Annotated in this window: 19 protein-coding genes and 1 rRNA gene; 6 read left to right on the plus strand and 14 right to left on the minus strand. The window is 70.4% G+C overall.

Annotated elements, in window-relative coordinates:
• Positions 1–248: 248 nt before the first annotated feature.
• From ACWEIJ_RS40115 to ACWEIJ_RS40130, 4 genes are all read right to left on the minus strand, one after another.
• Positions 249–2096 carry an ABC transporter ATP-binding protein gene (locus ACWEIJ_RS40115; protein ID WP_449842534.1) on the minus strand — a complete coding sequence of 616 codons (1848 nt, stop codon included), beginning with the start codon at positions 2094–2096 and terminating at the stop codon, positions 249–251.
• Between the two features lie 76 nt (positions 2097–2172).
• Positions 2173–2988 (minus strand): enoyl-CoA hydratase/isomerase family protein, encoded by an 816-nt coding sequence (locus ACWEIJ_RS40120; protein WP_449842516.1) that lies wholly within the window; start codon positions 2986–2988, stop codon positions 2173–2175.
• Positions 2989–3047: 59 nt separating this feature from the next.
• A complete protein-coding gene (locus tag ACWEIJ_RS40125) occupies positions 3048–3257 on the minus strand; it encodes a helix-turn-helix domain-containing protein (protein ID WP_030473247.1) in 210 nt (69 codons plus the stop codon).
• Between the two features lie 175 nt (positions 3258–3432).
• On the minus strand, positions 3433–5061 hold the full coding sequence (locus tag ACWEIJ_RS40130; RefSeq protein WP_449842517.1) for an ABC-F family ATP-binding cassette domain-containing protein: 1629 nt from the start codon (positions 5059–5061) through the stop codon (positions 3433–3435).
• A gap of 139 nt (positions 5062–5200) precedes the next feature.
• On the opposite strand from ACWEIJ_RS40130, the gene ACWEIJ_RS40135 reads away from it, so the two are divergent.
• Positions 5201–5953 (plus strand): SDR family oxidoreductase, encoded by a 753-nt coding sequence (locus ACWEIJ_RS40135; protein WP_449842518.1) that lies wholly within the window; start codon positions 5201–5203, stop codon positions 5951–5953.
• A 3-nt stretch (positions 5954–5956) separates the two neighbouring features.
• Here the strand turns inward: ACWEIJ_RS40135 and ACWEIJ_RS40140 are convergent, their stop codons facing one another.
• Positions 5957–6565: a TetR/AcrR family transcriptional regulator gene (locus ACWEIJ_RS40140; RefSeq protein ID WP_449842519.1), complete on the minus strand. Its 609-nt coding sequence runs from the start codon at positions 6563–6565 to the stop codon at positions 5957–5959.
• A 78-nt stretch (positions 6566–6643) separates the two neighbouring features.
• Here ACWEIJ_RS40140 and ACWEIJ_RS40145 point away from each other — a divergent pair, with 78 nt between their 5' ends.
• On the plus strand, positions 6644–7405 hold the full coding sequence (locus tag ACWEIJ_RS40145; protein WP_449842520.1) for an SDR family oxidoreductase: 762 nt from the start codon (positions 6644–6646) through the stop codon (positions 7403–7405).
• A gap of 3 nt (positions 7406–7408) precedes the next feature.
• Here the strand turns inward: ACWEIJ_RS40145 and ACWEIJ_RS40150 are convergent, their stop codons facing one another.
• Complete coding sequence (locus ACWEIJ_RS40150; protein WP_449842521.1) at positions 7409–8284, minus strand: LysR family transcriptional regulator; 876 nt, start codon at positions 8282–8284, stop codon at positions 7409–7411.
• A gap of 71 nt (positions 8285–8355) precedes the next feature.
• Here ACWEIJ_RS40150 and ACWEIJ_RS40155 point away from each other — a divergent pair, with 71 nt between their 5' ends.
• Positions 8356–9231: an EamA family transporter gene (locus tag ACWEIJ_RS40155; protein ID WP_449842522.1), complete on the plus strand. Its 876-nt coding sequence runs from the start codon at positions 8356–8358 to the stop codon at positions 9229–9231.
• Positions 9228–9842, plus strand: a complete 615-nt coding sequence (locus ACWEIJ_RS40160) for an NAD(P)-dependent oxidoreductase (RefSeq protein WP_449842523.1) — start codon at positions 9228–9230, stop codon at positions 9840–9842. The genes ACWEIJ_RS40155 and ACWEIJ_RS40160 overlap by 4 nt, the downstream gene beginning before the upstream one ends.
• A 6-nt stretch (positions 9843–9848) precedes the next feature.
• Here ACWEIJ_RS40160 and ACWEIJ_RS40165 read toward each other — a convergent pair whose 3' ends face one another.
• Genes ACWEIJ_RS40165 through ACWEIJ_RS40185 form a run of 5 tightly spaced genes read right to left on the minus strand, consistent with a single transcriptional unit; the run spans position 9849 to position 12432 of the window.
• Positions 9849–10292, minus strand: coding sequence for a hypothetical protein (locus tag ACWEIJ_RS40165; RefSeq protein WP_449842524.1), 444 nt, complete (start codon positions 10290–10292; stop codon positions 9849–9851).
• On the minus strand, positions 10292–10795 hold the full coding sequence (locus tag ACWEIJ_RS40170; protein ID WP_449842535.1) for a SigE family RNA polymerase sigma factor: 504 nt from the start codon (positions 10793–10795) through the stop codon (positions 10292–10294). The genes ACWEIJ_RS40165 and ACWEIJ_RS40170 overlap by 1 nt, the downstream gene beginning before the upstream one ends.
• 10 nt (positions 10796–10805) lie before the next feature.
• The gene (locus ACWEIJ_RS40175) at positions 10806–11198 is read right to left on the minus strand and encodes a hypothetical protein (RefSeq protein ID WP_449842525.1); all 393 of its coding nucleotides are present in this window, start codon (positions 11196–11198) and stop codon (positions 10806–10808) included.
• Positions 11199–11230: 32 nt separating this feature from the next.
• Complete coding sequence (locus tag ACWEIJ_RS40180; RefSeq protein WP_449842526.1) at positions 11231–11911, minus strand: acVLRF1 family peptidyl-tRNA hydrolase; 681 nt, start codon at positions 11909–11911, stop codon at positions 11231–11233.
• A complete protein-coding gene (locus ACWEIJ_RS40185; protein ID WP_449842527.1) occupies positions 11908–12432 on the minus strand; it encodes a hypothetical protein in 525 nt (174 codons plus the stop codon). The genes ACWEIJ_RS40180 and ACWEIJ_RS40185 overlap by 4 nt, the downstream gene beginning before the upstream one ends.
• Before the next feature lie 284 nt (positions 12433–12716).
• Between ACWEIJ_RS40185 and ACWEIJ_RS40190 the strand changes: the two genes are divergently transcribed.
• The gene (locus ACWEIJ_RS40190; protein ID WP_449842528.1) at positions 12717–13619 is read left to right on the plus strand and encodes a hypothetical protein; all 903 of its coding nucleotides are present in this window, start codon (positions 12717–12719) and stop codon (positions 13617–13619) included.
• A gap of 125 nt (positions 13620–13744) precedes the next feature.
• Here the strand turns inward: ACWEIJ_RS40190 and ACWEIJ_RS40195 are convergent, their stop codons facing one another.
• Positions 13745–16588: a S8 family serine peptidase gene (locus ACWEIJ_RS40195; RefSeq protein WP_449842529.1), complete on the minus strand. Its 2844-nt coding sequence runs from the start codon at positions 16586–16588 to the stop codon at positions 13745–13747.
• Between the two features lie 116 nt (positions 16589–16704).
• A complete protein-coding gene (locus ACWEIJ_RS40200; protein ID WP_449842530.1) occupies positions 16705–18246 on the minus strand; it encodes a deoxyguanosinetriphosphate triphosphohydrolase family protein in 1542 nt (513 codons plus the stop codon).
• A 129-nt stretch (positions 18247–18375) separates the two neighbouring features.
• Between ACWEIJ_RS40200 and ACWEIJ_RS40205 the strand changes: the two genes are divergently transcribed.
• The gene (locus tag ACWEIJ_RS40205; RefSeq protein WP_449842531.1) at positions 18376–21204 is read left to right on the plus strand and encodes an ATP-binding protein; all 2829 of its coding nucleotides are present in this window, start codon (positions 18376–18378) and stop codon (positions 21202–21204) included.
• Positions 21205–21262: 58 nt separating this feature from the next.
• Here the strand turns inward: ACWEIJ_RS40205 and rrf are convergent.
• Positions 21263–21354, minus strand: a 5S ribosomal RNA gene (rrf, locus tag ACWEIJ_RS40210); the annotation flags it as partial.

Here is a 21354-nt window from a genome sequence, read left to right on the forward strand (position 1 = left end):
TCCACAAGGACCCGGTGGGGTGGTCCCGTCACGAGTCGTGCCACAGCTCTTGCCGCGCCTGGCGCGACTCGTGACGGGACCACCCCACACGGCAACCCAACTACGGAACCGGCGGCCGCCCAATGCAACCGGCGTGCCATCAACCCGCGTGCGGCGCTGGCCGATCCTTGATCAGATTGGCGGGGTCCGGGGCGGAGCCCCGAAATCTCCAAACAGGAACGTCCGGTGTCAACGCACCCACCAACAGCTCAGTACCCAGGCCCAACCTCAACGGGCTCAGCGAACTGGGTGTTGTAAAGATCGGCATACCGCCCATCAGCAGCCATCAGCTCACCATGCGTCCCCCGCTCAACAACCTCCCCGTGCTCCAACACCAGAATCTGATCAGCAGCCCGAATGGTCGACAACCGGTGCGCGATCACCAGCGAAGTCCGCCCCTCCAACGCCTCGGTCAACGCCTCCTGCACCGCAGCCTCCGACTCCGAGTCCAGATGCGCGGTCGCCTCGTCCAAGATCACCACCCGCGGCCGGGCCAGCAGCAACCGGGCGATCGTCAACCGCTGCCGCTCCCCACCCGACAACCGATACCCGCGCTCACCAACGACCGTGTCCAACTGATCCGGCAACGACGCGACCAGCTCCAGCAACCGGGCCCGCCGCAACGAGTCCCACAGCTCGTCGTCGGAAGCCCCTGGCGCCGCGTACTCCAGGTTCGCCCGAATCGTGTCGTGGAACAGGTGCCCGTCCTGCGTCACCACCCCGACCGTGGAACGCAACGACTCGAACGTCAGATCGCGAACGTCCACATCGGACAGTCGCACGGACCCGGAGTCCACGTCGTACAGCCGGGGCACCAGCGAGGCCAGCGTCGACTTCCCGGCCCCCGACGACCCGACCAGCGCCACCAGCTGACCGGCCTCGGCCTTGAAGCTGATGCCGTGCAACACTTCCTCACCGCCACGGGTGTCCAAAGTGGCCACCGACTCCAGCGAGGCCAGCGACACCTTGTCCGCGGCCGGGTAGGCGAACCGCACGTCGTCGAACTCGACCGAGACAGGCCCGGCAGGCACGGCGCGAGCGCCGGGTCGCTCCTGGATCATCGGTTCGAGGTCCAGAACCTCGAACACCCGCTCGAACGACACCAACGCCGTCATGACGTCGACGCGAGCGTTGGCCAGAGCGGTCAGCGGCGCGTACAGCCGAGTCAGCAGCAACGCCAGCGAGACCACGGTGCCCGCGGCCAGGTGCCCGGTCAGCGCCAGGTAGCCGCCCAGCCCGTAGACCAGTGCCTGAGCCAGCGCCGACACCAGCGTCAGCCCGGTCATGAACCACCGGGTGGCCATGGCGGTCCGGATGCCGATGTCGCGGACCTTCGCCGCCTTGTCGGAGAACTCGACCTCCTCGCGGTCGGGACGGCCGAACAGCTTCACCAGAGTCGCGCCGGGCGCGGAGAAGCGCTCCGTCGACTGCGTGACCATCGAGGCGTTCAGGGCCGAGGCCTCGCGCTGCATGTCGGCCATCCGCCGCCCCATCCGCTTGGCGGGCAGCACGAAGACCGGCAGCAGCACCAACGCCAAAGCGGTGACCTGCCACGACAACGTGAACATCACGCCGAGCGACAACGCGAGCTGGATGACGTTCGTGACGAAGCCCGACAGCGTCGAGGTGAACGCGCGCTGGGCACCGATCACGTCGTTGTTCAGGCGCGACACCAGCGCACCGGTGCGGGTGCGGGTGAAGAACGCGACGGGCATCTTCTGCACGTGCCCGAACACGGCGCGGCGCAGGTCGTAGATCAGCCCCTCACCGATGCGGGCCGACTGCCACCGCTCGACCACGCCGAGGCCGGCGTCCACCACCGCGACCACCGCGATGACCACCGCCAGCCACACCACGACCGACGGCGCGGAGCCGCGGACGATCGCGTCGACCACCCGGCCGGCCAGCAGCGGGGTCGTCACCGCGAGAACCGACGAGATGACCGTCAGCAACAGGAAGAACACGAGCTTCGCCCGATGCGGCCGGGCGAAGGCCAGCACGCGACGGAAGGTTCCCCGGCGCACCTTGGCAGGCGCGTCCGAGGTCACCCCCATCATGAATCGCCAGGAGCTGTAACCGTCCACGCCCTATAGAACAGCACACGGGTCTGACAATTCCGTGACCTGGGAGGATTCAGCCCTGGGCGGACATCGCGGCGGCGAGCGACGACAGCCGGCGCAGCTGGGCGGCGCGCTCCAGCGCCAGCTGCTCGTCGAGGGACGGGCCGGTCGCCGCGGAGGCGATCAGGGCCAGCGTCTCGGTCACCGCACCCGGCAACGGCTTCAGCACGGCGGCGACCAGGTCCTCGACCGCCTTGTCCAGACCGGAGGCGGGCACGACGGAGTTCGCGAGGCCGATCCGCACCGCCTCCGCAGCCGGAACCCGGCGGGAGGTCACGCACAGCTCGGCCGCGCGCGAGTACCCCACGAGACGCACCAGGGGCAGCGTTCCGCCGAGATCGGGCACCAAGCCCAGCCCGGTCTCGGCCATGCAGAACTGCGCGTCCTCGGTGAGCACGCGGAAGTCGCACGCCAGCGCCAGCTGGAAACCCGCGCCGATGGCATGCCCCTGCACCGCGGCGATCGTCACCCGTGCCGGGTCGCTCAACCACGTGAACGCGGCCTGGTACGAGGCGATCTTCGCGTCCGCCTCCGCAGCGGGCAGCGACAACATCGCCCCGAGACCACCGGGTTCGCCGTCGACGGGTTCACCGGTGAACATGCGCCGGTCCAGGCCGGCCGAGAAGGCGCGACCGGAACCCCGGACGACCACGACGCGGACGTCCGGGTCCAGCTGTTCGCCGATGTGCCGCAACGCCTGCCAGGTGGCGGGCGTCTGTGCGTTGAGCACGTCGGGACGATCGAGCGTGATGGTCGCGAGCGGCCCGGAGAGTGCGAGCCGAACGCCACCGCGCTCGAGCACGCCAGCGTCGATGGCGGGCACTGGCATGGTCATTACCTCCGGCGGACTAGAAGCTAGTTACCGGAGAGTAGCAGTCTGAGTTGTGGTTACTTCTTCTTCGTCCGGGTGGCGCCACCGCGACCGCGCAGCGTGACGCCGGATTCCGACAGAACCCGGTGCACGAAGCCGTAGGAACGCCCGGTGCTTTCGGCCAAAGCCCGGATGCTCGCGCCCTTTTCGTACTTCTTCTTCAGGTCAGCGGCCAGCTTGTCCCGCGTGGCGCCGGTGATCCGGGCACCCTTCTTCAGGTCAGCCACCTTGTCCCGCCTTCCGTACGAGCAGGTCGGGCCGTTCGACGGCCCCTGTCGTCGCAATGATCGAACAGGAACCGGCAGAACGCCAGGTGATCAAGCAAAGAGATCGCCGAACGGTCGATTCGATCACACTCAGTTGATCACAGGGTGCGCTCGGTAGTCCTTTGACGGGTGGAGATCACGCCAACTGCACGAGTTCGAGGTAATCGGAGGACCAGTGATCCTCCGTGCCGTCGGGCAACAGGATCACGCGTTCCGGCTCCAGCGCCTCGACCGCACCGGGGTCGTGCGTCACGAGCACGACCGCGCCCTCGTAGCGCCGCAACGCGTCGAGCACCTGCTCGCGCGAGGCCGGGTCGAGGTTGTTGGTCGGCTCGTCCAGCAGCAGCACGTTCGCGGCCGACGACACCAGACCGGCGAGCGCCAGCCGCGTCTTCTCGCCACCGGACAACGTGCCCGCGGGCTGGTCGAGCTGCTCACCGGAGAACAGGAACGTGCCGAGCAACGACCGCAGCCGCTGCTCCTGCTCGTCCGGCGCCATGTGCCGGATGTTCTCCCACACCGAGGCGCCGTGGTCGAGCGTCTCGTGCTCCTGCGCGAAGTAGCCGATCTTCAGCCCGTGGCCGGGCACGACCGAACCCGCGTCGGCCTTCTCGGACCCGCCCAGCAACTTCAGCAGCGTCGTCTTGCCGGCACCGTTGAGGCCGAGCACGACGACCCGGGAACCCTTGTCGATGGCCAGGTCCACGCCGGTGAAGATCTCCAGCGAACCGTAGGACTTGCTCAGTCCCTCTGCGGTCAAAGGGGTTTTGCCGCACGGGGCGGGCGCCGGGAAGCTGATCTTCGCTACCTTGTCGCTCTGGCGCACCTCGTCCAGGCCGTCGAGCAGCTTCTGCGCGCGCTTCGCCATGTTCTGCGCCGCAACGGCCTTCGTGGCCTTCGCGCCCATCTTGGCGGCCTGCGTCATCAGCGCGCCGGCCTTCTTCTCGGCGTTCGCACGCTCACGACGACGGCGCTTCTCGTCCGTCGCACGGGCTTCGAGGTACTTCTTCCAGCCGAGGTTGTAGATGTCGACCTCGCCGCGCGTGGCGTCGAGGAACCACACCTTGTTCACGACGTCGTCGAGCAGCTCCACGTCGTGCGAGATCACGACGAGCCCGCCGTCGTGGGACTTGAGGAACCCTCGCAGCCACATGATGGAGTCGGCGTCGAGGTGGTTGGTCGGCTCGTCGATCAGCAGGACCGTGCTCGACTTCGCACCGATGCCAGCCTCGGACGCGGCGAACAGGATGCGCGCCAGCTCCACGCGACGGCGCTGACCACCGGAGAGCGTCTTGAGCTGCTGCTCGAGGACGCGGTCCGGCAGGCCGAGGTTCGAGCAGATGCGGGCGGCCTCGGACTCGGCGGCATAACCACCCAGTGCCGCGAAACGCTCTTCGAGCTTGCCGTACTTGGTGACGGCGGTTTCGAGCTCGTCCGGGTCGACCAGCTCGGCCATCTTCGACTGCGCCTTCTCCATGTCGCGCAGCAGCTGGTCGAGGCCGCGCGCGGACAGCACGCGATCCTTGGCGATGACGGACAGGTCGCCCTCACGCGGGTCCTGCGGCAGGTAGCCGAGCTCGCCCTTGCGCGTGACGGCACCGCCGTAGGGCTGGCCTTCGCCCGCGAGGACGCGCAGCGAGGTGGTCTTGCCGGCACCGTTGCGGCCCACGAGGCCGATGCGGTCGCCGGGCTGAACGCGCAGGTTGGCGCCGCTCACGAGAATGCGTGAGCCCGCGCGCAACTCCATGTCGGTTGCGGTGATCAAGAGAAACTCCGAGCAGATGGTTTCGGGTACGGCAAAGGGCGGCGCGTACTCGGCCTACTCCAGGAGGATCACGCGTTCAGTCTACGGCCTCACGACCACCGAATTTCCCACCTGTGGCCAGACGCATAGATTGCCGGCCATGAACGAAGACTTCACCGGCAAGACGGCGCTGGTCACCGGCGCGTCCCGCGGTATCGGCCTGGGCATCGCGCGCGAGCTGCTCTCCCGCGGCGCCTCGGTCACGATCACCGGCCGCAAGGCCGACCAGCTCGCCGAGGCCGCCGCACAACTCGGCGGCAAGGTGCTCACGATCCAGGGCAACGCGGGCGACGACGCGTCGCGCCAGGAGGTCGTGGCGCGCACGGTGGAGGAGTTCGGCAGCCTCGACGTGCTCGTGAACAACACCGGCATCAACCCGCAGTTCGGGTTCCTGATGGACGCCGACCTCGACGCCGTGCGGAAGATCTTCGACGTGAACGTGGTGGCAGCGCTCGGTTTCACGCAGCTCGCGTGGAAGGCGTGGATGGGCGAGCACGGCGGCGCGGTGGTGAACGTCGCGTCGATCGGCGGCATCCGGTCCACCGGCGTGATCGGCGCGTACGGGGCGTCCAAGGCGGCTCTGATCCGCCTCACCGAGGAACTGGCGTGGCAGCTCGGCCCGAAGGTGCGCGTGAACGCCGTCGCGCCCGCCGTGGTGAAGACGAAGTTCGCCGAGGCGCTCTACGTCGGCCGCGAAGACGAAGCCGCGCAGCAGTACCCGATGAAGCGCCTCGGCACGCCGGAGGACGTCGCCGCGCTCGTGGCGTTCCTCTGCTCGGACAGCGCTTCGTGGATCACGGGCGAGACCGTGCGCGTCGACGGCGGCCTGCTCGCGACCGGCACCGCGGGCTGACGATCACGCGGGCCACGCGGCCAGTGCGAGTTCGGCGGTCTCGCTGAGCTCGGCCGCGGTGGCCCCGTCCCGGGCGCGTTGCGACATGCCCTGGATGACCGCGCCGAAGTAGGCGGCCAGTGCACGAGGACTGGCCGCCTCCGGCAGCTCCCCGGCCCGCTGTGCCGTCCGCAGGCGGGCTTCGAAGACGGCCAGGTTGCCGTTGCGCAGATCGCGCAGGAACGCCTCCATGTCGGCGTCCTGCGCGGCGACGTTGGTGGCCGCGCTGATCGTCAGGCACCCGGCCGGGTGGGCGGGGTCGGGATAGATGACCGCCGCTTCGCGCAGGATGCGGGCGAACGCGGCGAAGGCCGTGGGTTCCTCCTCCAGGGCAACGCCGACGAAGGCGCCCACGGGTGAGCGCCCGTAGGTGTCCACCACTTCCTTGAACAGGGACTTCTTGTCCCCGAAGGCCGCGTACAGGCTGCCGGGCCTGATGCCCATCGCCTCGGTCAGCTCGCCGACCGACGTGGCTTCGTAGCCGCGTTCCCAGAACAGCCGGGTGGCCGCGGTCAGTGCGGCGGCGCGGTCGAACGTCCTCGGCCGCCCCCGCTTGGCGCGCGTGTCAGTCACGTCACCAATTTTAGAGCGTTCGCTCAAGAACCCGTGCTAGCTTATTTGTTGAGTGTCCGACCAACAAATCGAGGAGACATGGGCACACGCACGCTCGAAGGAAAGATCGCCCTGGTCACCGGCGGCAGCCGCGGCATCGGCAGTGCCATCGCGCGCCGTCTCGGCCGGGACGGCGCGACCGTCGCCGTCGCCTACGCCCGCGACGAGACGGCGGCGGACGAGGTCGTCAGGCGCATCCGCGAGGACGGCGGCCTGGCCTTCGCCCTGCGCGCGGAACTGGGACGGCACGGTGACGCGGCCGCGCTGTGGGCCGTCTTCGACGCCCACGCGCCCGGCGAAGGCGTCGACATCATCGTCAACAACGCCGGCATCGGCCGCAGCTCCGCACTGGACTCGCTGACCGAGGACGACTTCGACGAGGTCTTCGCGGTGAACGTGCGCGCGCCGTTCTTCATCGTGCAGCAAGGGTTGAAGCGGCTGCGCGACGGCGGGCGGATCATCAACATCTCCAGCGGCGCGGCCCGCCTCGCCATGCCGGAGATCATCGCTTACGGCGCCACCAAGGGCGCGCTCGACACGTTCACCCTCAACCTCGCCAAGGAACTGGGGCCGCGAGGCATCACCGTGAACTCGGTGGCTCCCGGCATCGTCGACACGGACGTCAACGCGGGGTGGTTGCGCGGAAATCCGGAGGCGCAGGCCCGGGCGGCGGCCGTGGCCGCGCTGGGCAGGGTCGGGCAGCCGGAGGACGTGGCGGGCGTCGTGGCGTTCCTCGCCTCCGACGACGCCCGCTGGGTGACCGGCCGGGTGATCGACGCGACCGGCGGTTCCGGGCTCTGAGCGCTACTGCTGGGGCACCCCGAGCACGTCGAGGAACGCCGCGGCGGCCGGTGTCAGACCGGCCGTGCTCCACACCAGGTGCTCCACCCGGGACGGCCCGTTCGTGATCGGCAGGGTCACCACCCCGTTGAGCTGCGGCGTGTACCGCGAGGGCAGCACGGCGACGCCGAGCCGTTCCCGGATGAGCCCCGCCATCAGCTCGGCCGTCGTCACCTCGAACGCGACCTCCCGGTGCACCCCGGCCGCGGCGAACGCCTGGTCGGCCTGGGTGCGTCCGGGCGAGCCGGAGGGGAAGTCGACGAACAGCTCCCCCGCGAGCGTCTCGAGATCCGTTTCCGCTTGCCGCGCAAGGGGATGCGCGGGCGCGACCACGGCGACGTGCTCGTCGCGCGCCAGTTCGTGCCCGCGCACGCCCTCCGGTTTCACGCCGGGCGGCAGGCCGAGGAACGCGAGGTCGAGGACACCGCCGCGGATCTGCGTGACGAGCTCGTGGCTGGGCGCCATCCGCAACGCGACCCGCACCTGCGGATACCTCTCGCGGAACACCTTCAGCGCGGCCGGCAGGTCCACGGCGGCGACGGTGGGAATCACCCCGATCACGACCCGGCCGCGCACCTCCCCCACGGCCGCCGCGACCTCGGCCGCCGCCCGTTCCGCGAAGTCGAGGCACTGCCGGGCGGACGGCAGGAACGCCGCGCCCGCCGGGGTCAGCCGGACGCTGCGGCTGGTGCGGTCGAACAGCCGCGCGCCCAGTTCGCGTTCGAGACGGGCGATCTGGTGGCTCAGGGCCGACTGCACGACGAGGCACCGCCTGGCCGCCTGCGTGAAACTGCCGGTCTCGGCGACCGCCACCACGTACCGCATCTGTTGAAGTTCCATCGCGAATCACGATAGATCACATGAAAAGCATGTGTTGGACTCATTGATCGCGCCGTCCAAGACTGGACGACGTGAGAAACCGACTTCGCCTCGCGCTCGCCGCGTTCGCGCCGGTGGTCTGGGGCTCGACCTACGTCGTCACCACCGAGCTGCTGCCCGCCGGGCACCCGCTGTTCGCCGGACTGATGCGCGCCCTGCCCGCCGGGCTGGTCGCCCTGGCGCTGACCAGGACGCTGCCGCACGGTTCCTGGTGGCGGCGGGCCGCCACGCTCGGTGTGCTCAACATCGGCCTGTTCTTCCCGTTCCTGTTCATCGCCGCCGAACGCCTGCCGGGTGGCGTCGCGGCGACCCTCGGCGCCGCGCAACCGCTCGTGGTGGCGCTGCTGGCCGTGGGCGTGCTCAAGGAAAGCCCGTCCGCGTGGCGGTTCGCGTGGGGCGTGCTCGGCATGGTCGGCGTCGGGCTGGTGGTGCTGGGCCCGGCCGCCGGGTTCGATCTGATCGGCGTGCTGGCCGGGCTGGGCGGCGCCGCGACCATGGCGCTCGGCGTGACGCTGACGAAGAAGTGGGGCCGCCCGTCCGGCGTGAGCCCGATGGCGTTCGCGGGCTGGCAGCTGACCGCGGGTGGGCTGTTCCTGGTGCCGGTGACGTTCCTGTTCGAGGGAGCACCGCCCGCGATCGGCGGCGGCGCCCTGATCGGCTACCTGTGGCTCGGCGGCGTCGGCGGTCTGCTCGCCTACGTCCTGTGGTTCCGCGCGATCACGACACTGCCGGTCACGTCGGTCTCGATGCTCGGCCTGCTCTCGCCGATGGTCGCCGCACTGCTCGGCGTGGTGGTGCTCGGCCAGACGCTCGATCCCGTCCAGCTCACCGGTTTCGCCCTCGCTCTCGCCGCGATCGTCGCGAGCCAGCGGCCGGCACCCGTGCTCACCAGGGGAGTTCTGCGGTGAAGATCGCGGTGATCGGTGCCGCCGGCATGGTCGGGTCGCGAGTGGTGACCGAGGCCCTGCGCCGCGGGCACGACGTGACGGCGGTGTTCCGCGGCGAGGTTCCCGAAGGACGGCAAGGGGTGCGCGGTGACGCGACCGACCGGGAGCTGATGGACCACCTGCTGTCCGGAGTGGACGGTGTCGTGGCCGCGACCCGGCCACGCCCCGGCGAGGAGCACACCGCCGAACCCGCCACGCGGGCGTTGCTCGACGCCGCGCACGCCACGCGGACCAGAATCCTCGTCGTGGGCGGTGCCGCACCGCTGCGATCACCGAACGGCGGCCTCGTGCTCGACGACGACCGCTACGTGCCGGCGCACATCCGTCCCATCGCGGCGGCGAGCGTGCGGCAGCTGGAGGTGTGCCGGGCGCACCCGGCGGACTGGGTCTACCTCAGCCCGCCCGCGCTGCTCGAACCCGGCGAGCGCACCGGCACCTACCGGCGTGGCACGGACGTGCTGCTCACCGGACCTTCCTCGATCTCGGCCGAGGACCTCGCCGCGGCCGTCGTCGACGAGCTCACCGAACCGGGCGCGGACCGGCACTTCACGGTCGCGTCCAGCCGGAGCTGAACGGCCTCACCTCGACGTCGGCAGCACCGACTCCGTGCTGGTCGTCGTCGAGGTGGGGTTGATGGAGGTCTCCGGTGTGCCCGGTGTCGGCGGCGAACCGGGTGACGTCGTCGACCGCGCCGGCGGCTGGACCGAGCCCGGCGACGTGGCCGTGGTCTGCGGTGCCGTGGGCGGCACGGCCGGGCTCGACTGCGGCGCCGGGACCGTCGTGGTCGTCGTGGAGGGGCCCGGCATCAGCGGTTCCGGCGGCTTCGCGCCCGGCAGCACCGCCAGTGCCACGGCCACGACGCCCACGGTCGCGAGCCCGGTGCCGACGACGGCGATGGTGCGCCGCCGGGTCCGCACGGCCCGGCCGCGCTGGATCAGGTCGGCGGCCGTGACGGCACGCGCCGGCGCCTCCTCCGCGTGCAAAGCGGAGAAAGTCGCCCGCAGGTCGTCTTCGCGAACCATCACACCTCCAGCCTCAGATGATCGAACTCCGGCCCCAGCTTGCGCCGCAACGTCTCCAGGCCCTTGCTGCTCTGCGACTTGACCGTGCCGGTCGAGCAGTTCAGCGCGGCGGCCGTCTCCTCGACGCTGAGATCGTGCCAAAAGCGCAGCACGAGGACAGCGCGCTGCCGTGCGGGCACGGCGGTGAGCGCCTGCCACACCACGAGCCTGTCCTCCGCCGCTGCGACGGAGGACAGGCCCTCTGGGGGTGTGTCAGTCAGCTTCTCCCTGCGCCAGCGCACTTTCCGGCGTTCGGCGAGGAACGTCCGCACGACGATCTGACGCAGGTACGGTTCGAGTCCCGACCGGTCGCTGAGCTTCGGCCCGGCCAGGTACAGCTTCAAGAACGCCGACTGCATCACGTCTTCCGCCTCGTGCCAGTTGCCGCACAACAAGAACGCGGTGAAGCGCATCGAGTCGGCGCACCGGTCGAAGCAGTCGGTGAACTCGGCCTCCCAGTTCAGCGGTGACTCCCTACCGCGCGGGCGTCGTCGGGATCGGCGGCGTCGTGGGCAGCGGCGGGCTCGTCTGCACCGGCGGGGTCCAGGTCGTCGGCGACTGGGTCGGCAGCGGCGTCGGCAGGATCGACGTCGTCGGCGACGGCGCCCCCGGCGACGTGGTCACCGTCGTCGTCGACGGCGCTCCCGGCGACGTCGTGACCGTGGTCGTCGACGGCACGCCCGGCGAGGTGGCCACCGTCGTCGACGGTGCTCCTGGCGACGTCGTCACCGTGGTCGCCGGCGGTTGCGGAGCCGAGGTCGTGGGCGGGGTGGGGTTGCCGCCGCCGCTCAGCGCCAGCGCGGGCACCGCGATGCCGATGGTCCCGAGGGCCACGGCTCCCGCCACGATCACCATTCGTTTGCGCACTTGCGACTCCAGCAGGTTCGGTGGTGCCTCGGTCAGGCACCCTCACCCGTATCCATGCGGTCGGCCTCAAGTCCGGTTGCCCCTGTGTCCTGGATCACGATCTCGACGCATCTGGCCCGTTCCGCGGCCTCGTCGAGGACCGCGCGCCGCGGTTCGGGGACGTCCAGCACCCGGTCCTCGGCCTTGCTGAAGACGTCCGTGAGCCTGCGGTCGTTGCGCAGGACGTCCAGCGCCTGCCAGTCGCCGCCGAGCACGACGCCGTCCAGCTGGGCAAGTCTCGGCACGATCACCCGGGCCACGTCGTCCGCGGCGGCCTGCAGCGCGACGCGGGCCTGCCCCTCACGGCGCCGGGCGAACCGCTGCTGCGACCAGCCGCCCGCCCGGATGCGCCCGTGCACCTGCTTGCGGTCGGTGGCGGACACCTCGACCTTGCCGCCGAACGCCACGCCGACGCTGTGCCCGCCGAGCCGCACGAGGATCAGGCCGATGCGCCGCGGGGTCGTCAGACCTTCGATCACTTCTTCCATCGACGCGCCACCGCGCGTGGCGAACGAGGCCGTGGCGCCGTCCGCCGCCGTGATGGTGACCGCACCGGGTTCGACGCGGGTCTCGACGGCGCCGTGCCGGTCGGCGAACCTGCCGATCCACCCCGCGATCCGCTCGGGCTCGACCTCGACGGCCCGTCCACCCGGAACCGGCCGCACCCGGCTCACGCGACCGCCACCCACACGGGCACGCGGTAGCCGCTCTCCCCCGGCGCGAGTCGTTGGACGCTCATGAACCCGGCGACGCCGAGCGCCTGCTGGATCTCGGCCGCGGAGAGGACCCTGTGGCGCGTGGAGGCCGTTCCGGCGATTTCCCACCCCGAGGTACCCCGGAGGAGCGTTACGACCTCCAGGCCGTACGACAGGCCGTCAGGAGCCCAGTCCCAGAGCTGCACCGTGACCCGGTCGCCGTGCACCCTCGGCGGAGGGGCGGTGGGCCGCAGCGCGCCGAGCCGGTCGAGCTCGGGAACGGCCGCCACCAACACCCCGCCGGGCCGCAGTGACGCGTGGGCGAGTGTGAGGATGTTCTCGAGGGACTCCTCGTGCGCGAGCCGCGGCAGCAGGTCGTCCGTGGCCCGCACCGCGTCCACCTGGACGCCGGGAACCACGTCGAGCAGGTCGACCACCGCGTGCGAACCGGGTCCGAGCACCGCGCCGGCCACCGACGTCAGCACGTCGAGGTCGTTCACCGTGCACACACTAGAGCCATCTCGATACGAGGCGTGAACTGCACGTCTATGTTACTGATCGGTTCGAAACGCTTGACAGATGAGTCTCGAAAGCGTGAACTCGTCAACCGTATGGATTAACCATTGACTCCATCCGGTCTCGACCAGCGATGTTCACGGACGGGTAGGGTCACTGGGGCGTGATCTTATGACAGCGGGGAGTCACCATGACCACTGCTGCCGGTCGACCAACACTGACCGTTGACGACACTGACTCAACGGGCCACGGCAGCCTTACGCAGCTCTTGACCACGGGACCGTTCCCGGAGGCGTTGAGGGCCGCGATCAAGGCGAGCCGTCTCAGCCTCGACCGCATCCAGCACCGGTTGGCACTGCGCGGCGTGACCATCAGCGTCGCGACGCTCAGCTACTGGCAGTCAGGACGGCGAAGGCCTGAACGCCCTGAATCACTGGAGGCGCTGCGGCACCTCGAGTCGGTCCTGGGCGTGCCTGCGTCGGGTCTGTCGGCGCTGCTCGGCCCACCTCGTCCGCGAGGCCGCCGTTGCCGCCCGACCACGATGATGCCGATCGACGCCCTCTGGGCGCGTCGTGAGCGGGTCGCGAACCTGCTCTCGAAGGTCGACACGTCGTCGGACCTGAAGCTCGGCAGGATCAGTCAGCACGACCGCATCGAGATCTCTGCCGACGGCGGGCAGAAATCCGTGTGGGTGCGCCAGATCCTCCGCGCGGAGCAGGACGGCCCGGACCGCTGGGCGCTCGTGTTCGAGACCGAGGAGAGCGACGTCCTCCCCGAGATCGTGAACGTGCGCAACTGCCACCTGGGCCGCATCGCCCGCGACCACGAAGCCAACATCATGGTCGCGGAGATGATGTTCGAACGCCCGTTGACCCGAGGCGAGACCCTCATCATGGAATACCAGCTGGTGTTCCCGGAGGGCCACGCCCCCAAGGGCAACAACACGTTCGCGCGCAAGTTCCGGCTGCCGGTCCGCGAGTACGTGATCGAGGTCCGCTTCGACGAGGCCAACCTCCCGTCCCGCGTGCAGCAGTACAGCGTGCCCGCGGGCGACGAGACCCCGTCGCGACGGCGCAACCTGACCCTGGACTCGGGGGGCGGCGTGCACGCCGTGGCCCTGGGCTTCGGTCCGGGTGTGTTCGGCATCCGCTGGGAATGGCCGAACCGCTAGACGCAGTTCCGCGAAAAGGGCGCTTCCCAATGGGAGGCGCCCTTTTCCACGTGGCGATCAGCTGACGAATCCAGCGAAAACAGGCTCCGGCACCCAAGAAGGTGCCGGAGCCCGCCCAGTCGAACTCAGACCCAACCGGCCACGTGCAGCGTCACGTTCCGGATCGATCCCTTGTCGGACGACACGACGTCAGCGACCTTGAACACCCAGGTCCCGTCCGCCGGATCCGCCAGCAACGAGGACAACGTCCCGGAAGCAGGCTTCCAAGCCCCCGTGAACGGCGCGTCCGTGCTCAACACGGACGAGAACGACCGGGTGGCCGAGTCGTCGAACACGGCCTGGCAGATGTTGTTGCCGGTCCCGCCGGACCGCGAGAACAACGTCACCGTCTTGCCCGCCGGCGAGGTCAGCGTGCCGACCAGGTCCCCGACGAACGTGTGGTCGATGCCCACGGTCGTGGCGCCCTCGACGGTGGAGCAGGTCGCTCCGTCCACCGAGAACTTCAGGTTCGACGCGCCACCGACACCGGTGACGGGCAGCGAGATCGACACGCCCGTCTGGTCGTTGTCCGGGATGGCCACCGGCGCACCGGTGTAGGCGAACGTCTTGAAGTCGCGCGCCGGCTCGCCCACGCGCAACGTGAACGAGGCCGACGTCGGAGAGGTCGCCCCGGAGAACGTCACCCGTGCGTCGAGCTTGATCGCCGAGCCCAGGGCGGCCGACGCCGGCACGGTCACCTTGTAGGTGTTGGACACCGTCTGGCCGGGATCGATGTTGCCGTAGTACTTCGACCGCGGCGCGACGGTCACACCCGCCGTCGACGACGACAGCACGACGGACGTCGAAGCGGCGGTACCGTCTCCGCCGTTCGTCACCGGCACCGTCACCGTGGCGGTGGTGCCCGGCTTGAGGTACTGGCTGCCGTCGGCGTCGTTCACGATCGTCGGCTTCTGCGCGCGGGCCAGTGCCTGCGGGGACGCGCCCGTGTAGGCCAACGCCCTGTCCGCCATGACGATGCCGGCACCGGTGCGGTTGTCCACACCGGACTCGACGATGTCGATCGCCGTCGAGACAAGGGCTTCCTTGACCTCGGCGGGCTTCAGCGTCGGGTTGCCGGACAGGATCAGACCGGCGATGGCGGCGGCGTTCGGGGCCGCGGCCGACGTGCCGAAGAACGGCGAGAAGCCCGGCACCGACGTGGTCACGCCGTCGGCCGCGGTGATGTCCGGCTTCTGCCGGGTCTCGGCCAGCGGCGTGCCGTCCGGCGCGAAGAACAGCTTGCGCGGGCCGTCGGAGGTGAAGCGCTCCGGCTTCTGCGTGCTGTCGTAGGCGTTCGGGAACGGGCCCTTCGGGTTCGCCGGGTCACCTGGCTGCAGGTCGAACGGCAGCGCCTGCGCGGCCGGGGCCGCCGCGACCGAGATCGCTCCCTTGGCGGCCGAGTGGCCGACGGTCATGCCGGGCGTGACGAACTTCTTGAGACCGTCGCTGGAGTCGGCGAACCGGCCGCCGAACAGCGACAGCGAGAAGTACTTGTCCTCACCGCGGAACTTCACGACCGCGAGACGCGTGCCCGTCGAGCTCGCGGGCGTGGTGATGCGCTCGAACGGGTCCTGCGCGCCGTCCTGGTTGTTCTGGCTGAAGGCGACAACGTTGCCTTGGGCGTTGACCAGGTACAGGTCGTAGTCGTTGACCGACTGGCCGAGCGGGTCGGCCCAGTGCAGCGTCACCGGGGTGTCGCCCGAGTAGTTCGACAGCGGGTCGAACAGCTGCTTGGCGTTCGGGTTCGGGTCGAAGTCGTGCGCGGAACCGGCGAACTTGCCGACGCCCACGCCCGAGTCGACGAACTGCCCCTCGTAGTGGCCGGAGGTGCCGTCGGCGACGTTGCCCTGGTTGCCGGCGCTGGAGAAGTAGACGGCGCCGTCCGCGGCGACCGCGTCCACGGCACGCGCGATGATGCCGTCCTGGAACGGCGACTCGTTGAAGTAGATGACGTCGTCGACGATGACGTCGCAGCCGAGCTGGAAGCGCAGCTTCTTGATGTTGTCCGCGAAGCTCGCGTCGCCGTTGAAGGCCGTGGCGAACCCGAGCTCGGCGTTGGGCGCGAGGTCGTGCAGGATCTCCAGCATCGCCGTGCCCTCGTCGCCGTCGCCGGCCTGACCGGGCACCACGTCGACGGCGGGCAGCTCACCGGAAGCCTGCGACACGGCCACGGAGTTGATTCCGTCCGACAGCGCACAGAGCTTCACGCCGACACCGGTCACGTGGAACGATCCACGCGCGGCCTCGGCGCTGTGGGCCTTGTCGCCCTCGCTGATCTTGGCGTCCTGGACCGACAGCTTCTTCTCGGAGAGCCTGCGCTCGATCTCGCGCGCCTTGTCCTCTTTGGACGGAGCGGCCTTGCGGTTCTTGGTGTCCCGCTTGTTCTTCACGTCCTGCGTCATCGCGTCGCTGCCCGGCTCGACACGGGCGACGTCGGAGCGTCCGGCGATCTCGGAGATCTTCGCGACCGGGACCTCCGCGCGCACGGTGCGGTTCTCGGAGGACACCGCCCGGATCTGTCCGCCCACCGCGCGGACAGCGTTGACCAGGTCCTCGGAGTACTGCTTGGCGCGGATGTCCACGAGCGTGGTGGACTGCGGCGTCACGGCAACGCCGGTCTGCACCTGGGGAAGGGCGCTCATCGTGCCCATCTGGCCGCGCTTGCGCGCCTCCACGACGAGCGTGCTGTCCACTTTGGACTCAGCTGGGGTGAGCGACTTCTTGATGCTCTGCAGCGCGGCGATCTGGGCCGCGGTGCGGTCGGTGATGGTCTTGGCGGCCTTGGTCGGATCGGCCGACGCGGGCGTGACCGCGGTGAGTGCGGCCAGAAGAACTGCGGTACCTGCGGTGACTAACGTCGTGCCTCTTCGAGATCGGCGCACAGGGCTTCTCCCCCGAACGTTGGCGTGCCCCGACACTCGACTCCCCATCCGGGCACGCGGCCTGCGGCCGGATGATCCCGGCCGAGGCGCCAACGTATGGCGACCGACTGATCACAGTCAGCATCCTTTTGGGCTACTTCCCACTTAGCAGGCGCAATCACACTTCACAGAACAAACGCGTCAGTCCACAACTGACCCGTCCGGCCGGAAAGGGCTTCCAGCAACGCCGCCGCCTGGTTGTCGGTGAGCGACGCGACGAAGTCGACCACGGCCCGTCCTCGTGCCAGCCGCCGCACGACGTCCGGCCCGATCGGCAGCTCGCCCGCGGGACCGACCAATGTGGACGGCTCCGTCCGGGCGAGCGCCGCGTACTCCGTTTCGGCCAGCTCGACGAGGTCGTGCAGCCTGCGCGGCAACCGATCCGCCTCCGTGCGGTCCGTCACCCACTGCTCCAGCGCATCGACCAGCGACGTGAGCAACCGCGCCTGCCCCCGTTGGTGCAACGCCAGATCCGGCCGCAGCAACACGAATCGCCGGTGCACGAACTTCAGCACCTGCACCTCGTGCCACTGCTGCACGGCCAGCACCACGTGACCGGACCGCGGCGTCGGCTCCTCGATCACGCCGACCGCGTCCACGAGCCGCCGAGTCCACCGCGCGCTGAACCCGGCCACGGCCTGCTCCGCCTCGACCGACCCGTCGAATGGCACCGCCAGCAACCCGTCCACGAGCTCCTTGCTCACCTTGCGCACCGCCAGCGCGAACGCCTCGTCGTTCATCACCCAGGCGTCCTTGAGGTGCAGGCGCCGGCGCAGCGTCTCCAGCGACCGCCCCGGCATCCGGATCTCCGCACTCAGCTCCGCGTCGCTCAGCCCGGCCAGGTCCAGCGCCTGCGCCTGCCACGTGCCGAGCTCCGCCGCGACCGTCGCGTGCTGCAGCACCCCGACCCGGTGGAAGTCCTCCAGGTCGTGGATCGCGTAGGCGATGTCGTCCGCGGTGTCCATGACGCTCGCCTCGACGGTCTGCTGCCACGCCTCGATGCGCCCCTCGAACGGCTCGCGCGCCTGCTGCAGGTCGTTCGTCTCCGTGACGTACGCCGAGAACTTCGCGCTGCCGGTGCCCGGCAGGTCGTCCGGCTCCGACGCACCACGTGGCGCCACCTCCAGCCCCAGCGACTGGTGCCGGGTCCACGGGTACTTCAGCATCGCCGCCCGCACCGCCACGGTCAGGTCGAGCCCGAGCGCCTTGGGCCCGCGCACGTCCGTCGTGGTGACGATCCGGAACGACTGCGCGTTGCCCTCGAACCCGTCCGGCAGCCCGAACCGGTGCCGCGCCAACCGGTCCAGCACCTGCTCACCGAGGTGCCCGAAGGGCGGGTGCCCCAGGTCGTGGGCGAGCGCCGCGGCCTCCACCACGTCGGGGTCGCAGCCACCGAGCTTCTCCAGCACCGCGGTGAGCTCCGGCCGGCCGACGAGCCGTTCGGCGATGGCGCGGGCGGCCTGGGCGACCTTGAGGCTGTGGGTGAGCCGGTTGTGCACGAGCAGCCCGGACCCGGTGGAGCTGACCACCTGCGTGACACCGCCCAGCCGCGCGAAGAACGGCGAGCTGGCCACCCGGTCGCGGTCGACGCGGAACGGGTTCGTGGCGAGGTCGGCGGTGCGGCCCACGCCGGCGGACCGGCGGGCGGTGCGCTGCTCGTTGTGCATGGCAGAGAAGGTATACCGGCCCGATCGCCCGAACCCGCCCGCGACGTGCCGCGTGCCGTCACCAGGAAGAACGTCTCCGGGTGAGTACCGTGATGGCACGGCTGGGCTCGCAGAGGACGGTGACACCGAGTGGTCGACCAGCGTGTGGGATTCGGCCGGGGTTTCCCGCTCGCCGGCCGACGCCACGAGCTGCAGCGATTGCTCGACTCGATCCGTCAGCCACCGGCCGTGGTCGTCGTGGAGGGCGACGCCGGCATGGGCAAGTCCCGGCTGGTGCACGAGGCCGCGACGACGCTGAAGTCGGACGGCTGGCGGGTGGTGACCGGTTTCTGCCACCCGTTGCGCGAGCCCCTCCCGTACGGGCCGGTCGTCGACGCGCTCGGCAAGGTCCGGCCGTGGCTGCCGGGCACCTCGCTCGCTCCCACCGCGGGTGCGCTGGCCCCGCTGGTGCCCGACCTCACGGACCTGCTGCCACCTGTGCCGCCCAGGCCGGACGGACCGGCCGCCGCACGCCATCAGCTGGTCCGGGCCGTCCGGTCGGTGCTCGCGGCGATCGGACGGCTCGTCGTGGTCGTGGAGGACGTGCACTGGGTCGACGACGCCACCCGCGAGCTGCTCCTGCTGCTCGCCCGCGACCTGCCGGAACAGCTCGTCCTGGTGCTCACGAGCCGCGCGGAGGACCTGCCGGACGACACCTCCGTGCTCGGTGCCGGCCTCCGTCCCACCGTGATCCGGTTGGCGCCGCTGGGCGAGAGCGACATCGCGAAGCTGGCCCGCGTCGCGCTCGGTGCCGGCGTGACTTCCGAGCTGTGCGCGGTCCTGCACCGCCGCAGCGAGGGGTTGCCGCTGGTCGTGGAGGAAGACCTGCTGACGTTCCGCGACCGCGCTCGTCAGGACCCGCGCGAACTGGAGCACGCCGACGTGCCGGAGGGGTTGCGGGCGGCGGTCACCGAGCGGCTCATCAGGTTGTCGCCTGCCGGGGCGGCGGTGGTCGACGCGGCGGCGGTGCTCGCCGTGCCCGCCTCCGAGGCGTTGCTCACCGAGGTCGCCGGCCTCGCCCCCGACGAAGGGGCGCAGGGCCTGATCGACGCCATCGAGGCCGCGGTGCTGCGGGAGACCGGCATCGGCCGGTACACCTTCCGGCACGTGCTGGCGCAGCAGGTCGCCCATCGGCACATCCCCGGACCTCGCCGCGTGCGCCTGCACCTGCGCGCCATCGACGTCCTGGAGACACAGACCCCCGCGCCACTGGTGCAGATCGCGCACCACACCCTGGGAACGGGTGACCACGAGAAGTGGCTCGTGCGCACGGAGCAGGCCGCCGACCAAGCGCTGGAGCTGGGCGACACCGGCACGGCCGCCACGATGCTGCGCCAGATCCTGAACCAGCAGGAGGTTCCCACCGAGCAACGCTCCCGAGCCGCGCTGGCTCTCGCCAGAATCGCCAACTCCGGCGTGGACTACGCCAGAACCTCCGGCATGCTCAGGTCCGTGCTCGCCGACCTGCGGCTGCCGGAGGCCGTCCGCGGCGAGATCCGGCTGGGACTCGGGCTGCTCATGCTCAACCTCGCCGGTGACACGGCCGGGTTCCACGAGCTCGAACGTGCCGTCGAGGAACTCGCCACCCTGCCGGACAAGGCGGCGCGCGCGATGATCGCCTTGGCGCTGCGGGACCAGGACGTCTCCGCCACGCACGCGTGGACGTGGCTCGCCAGGGCCGAGCAGGCCGTGCGGGACAGCACCAGCGAGGGGATCCGGACGGCGGTCCGGTCGACTCGGCTCATGTTGATGGCGAGGGAGGACGATCCCGCCGTCTGGCCGCTGGCGGACTCGCTGCCACGCCGGCACACCGATCGCGCGGTCCTGGGTCAGACCTGCTACGCGCTGTACAACCTCAGCGAGACCGCCGTCCTGCTCGGCCACGACCGGCGGGCCCGGCGCTATCTGCTCGAGACCCAGGAGCTGGCCGAACGCACGAACCACCGCACGTTCACGTGCCTCACCAGCATCGGACTCCTGCACTTCGACTGGCTGGCCGGCCGGTGGGCCGAGCTGGAAGCCCAGTACGCCGCGCTGGCCCTCGCCTATCCCGACGTGCGGCTGGCCGACGTCGACCGCGCACTGTGCCTCGGACATCTCGCGCTGGCGCAGGGCCGGATCTCCAGAGCCCTCGAACACTTCACCGCGGCGGCCGCGCACGGGGACGAGATGTGCTCGGCCATCGTGAGCACGGCCGCCGCGGCTGCGCTGACCACGGCGAACCTGGCCCTGGGCGAACCGCGGACCGCCTGGGCGATCGCCGAGCCGGCGTTGCGCCGACGCGGCACCTGGGTGCGGGCGACAGGCCTGTTCCCGGTCGCCGTCGAGGCCGCTCTGGCCTGCGGACACCGAGAGGTGGCCGAACAGCTCGTCGCCGATGCCGGCCAGGACGTGAGGGACGCACCGGCCGCCGCGGCCGAACTCGCACTCGCCAGAGGCCGGCTCCTGCGGGAAACCGCACCGGCCGCCGCCGCGGAGCACTTCGCCGACGCCTGCCGGCGGTGGCAGGACATCGGCAGGCCGTATTACGCCGCGAAGGCCGCAGAGCTCCACGGGACCGTGCTGGCGCACTCGGATGCCGCGGACGCGGCCGGGCATCTCGCCGAGGTCCTGCGCACCTACGTCGACCTCGGCGCCACCGCCGACGCCGCCCGGTGCCAGCACCACCTGCGCTCGCTCGGGGCAGGCGAGCCGTCGAGTCGCGGACGCACCGGCTACGGGAACGAGCTGTCGCCGCGTGAGCAGGAGGTCGCGCAGCTGCTCGCTCGCGGCGCCACCAACGCCGACATCGCCCACACCCTGTTCCTGTCGCCGCGGACGGTCGAGAAGCACGTGGCCCGCGTTCTCGCGAAACTCGGCACGGCGAGAAAGGACGTGCGTGCGGCTCTGCAGGCGGTGCCAGGTCTGAGCGGTGAATGACAGAAACCCCCGAGGGGAGCGCTTGCGGCGCTCGACCCTCGAGGGTTTCTGTACGTAAGTTCGGCGGCGACCTACTCTCCCACACCGTAACCAGTGCAGTACCATCGGCGCAGAAGGGCTTAACTACCGGGTTCGGAATGGGACCGGGTG

The sequence above is a fragment of the Lentzea sp. NPDC004789 genome, assembly GCF_053601075.1.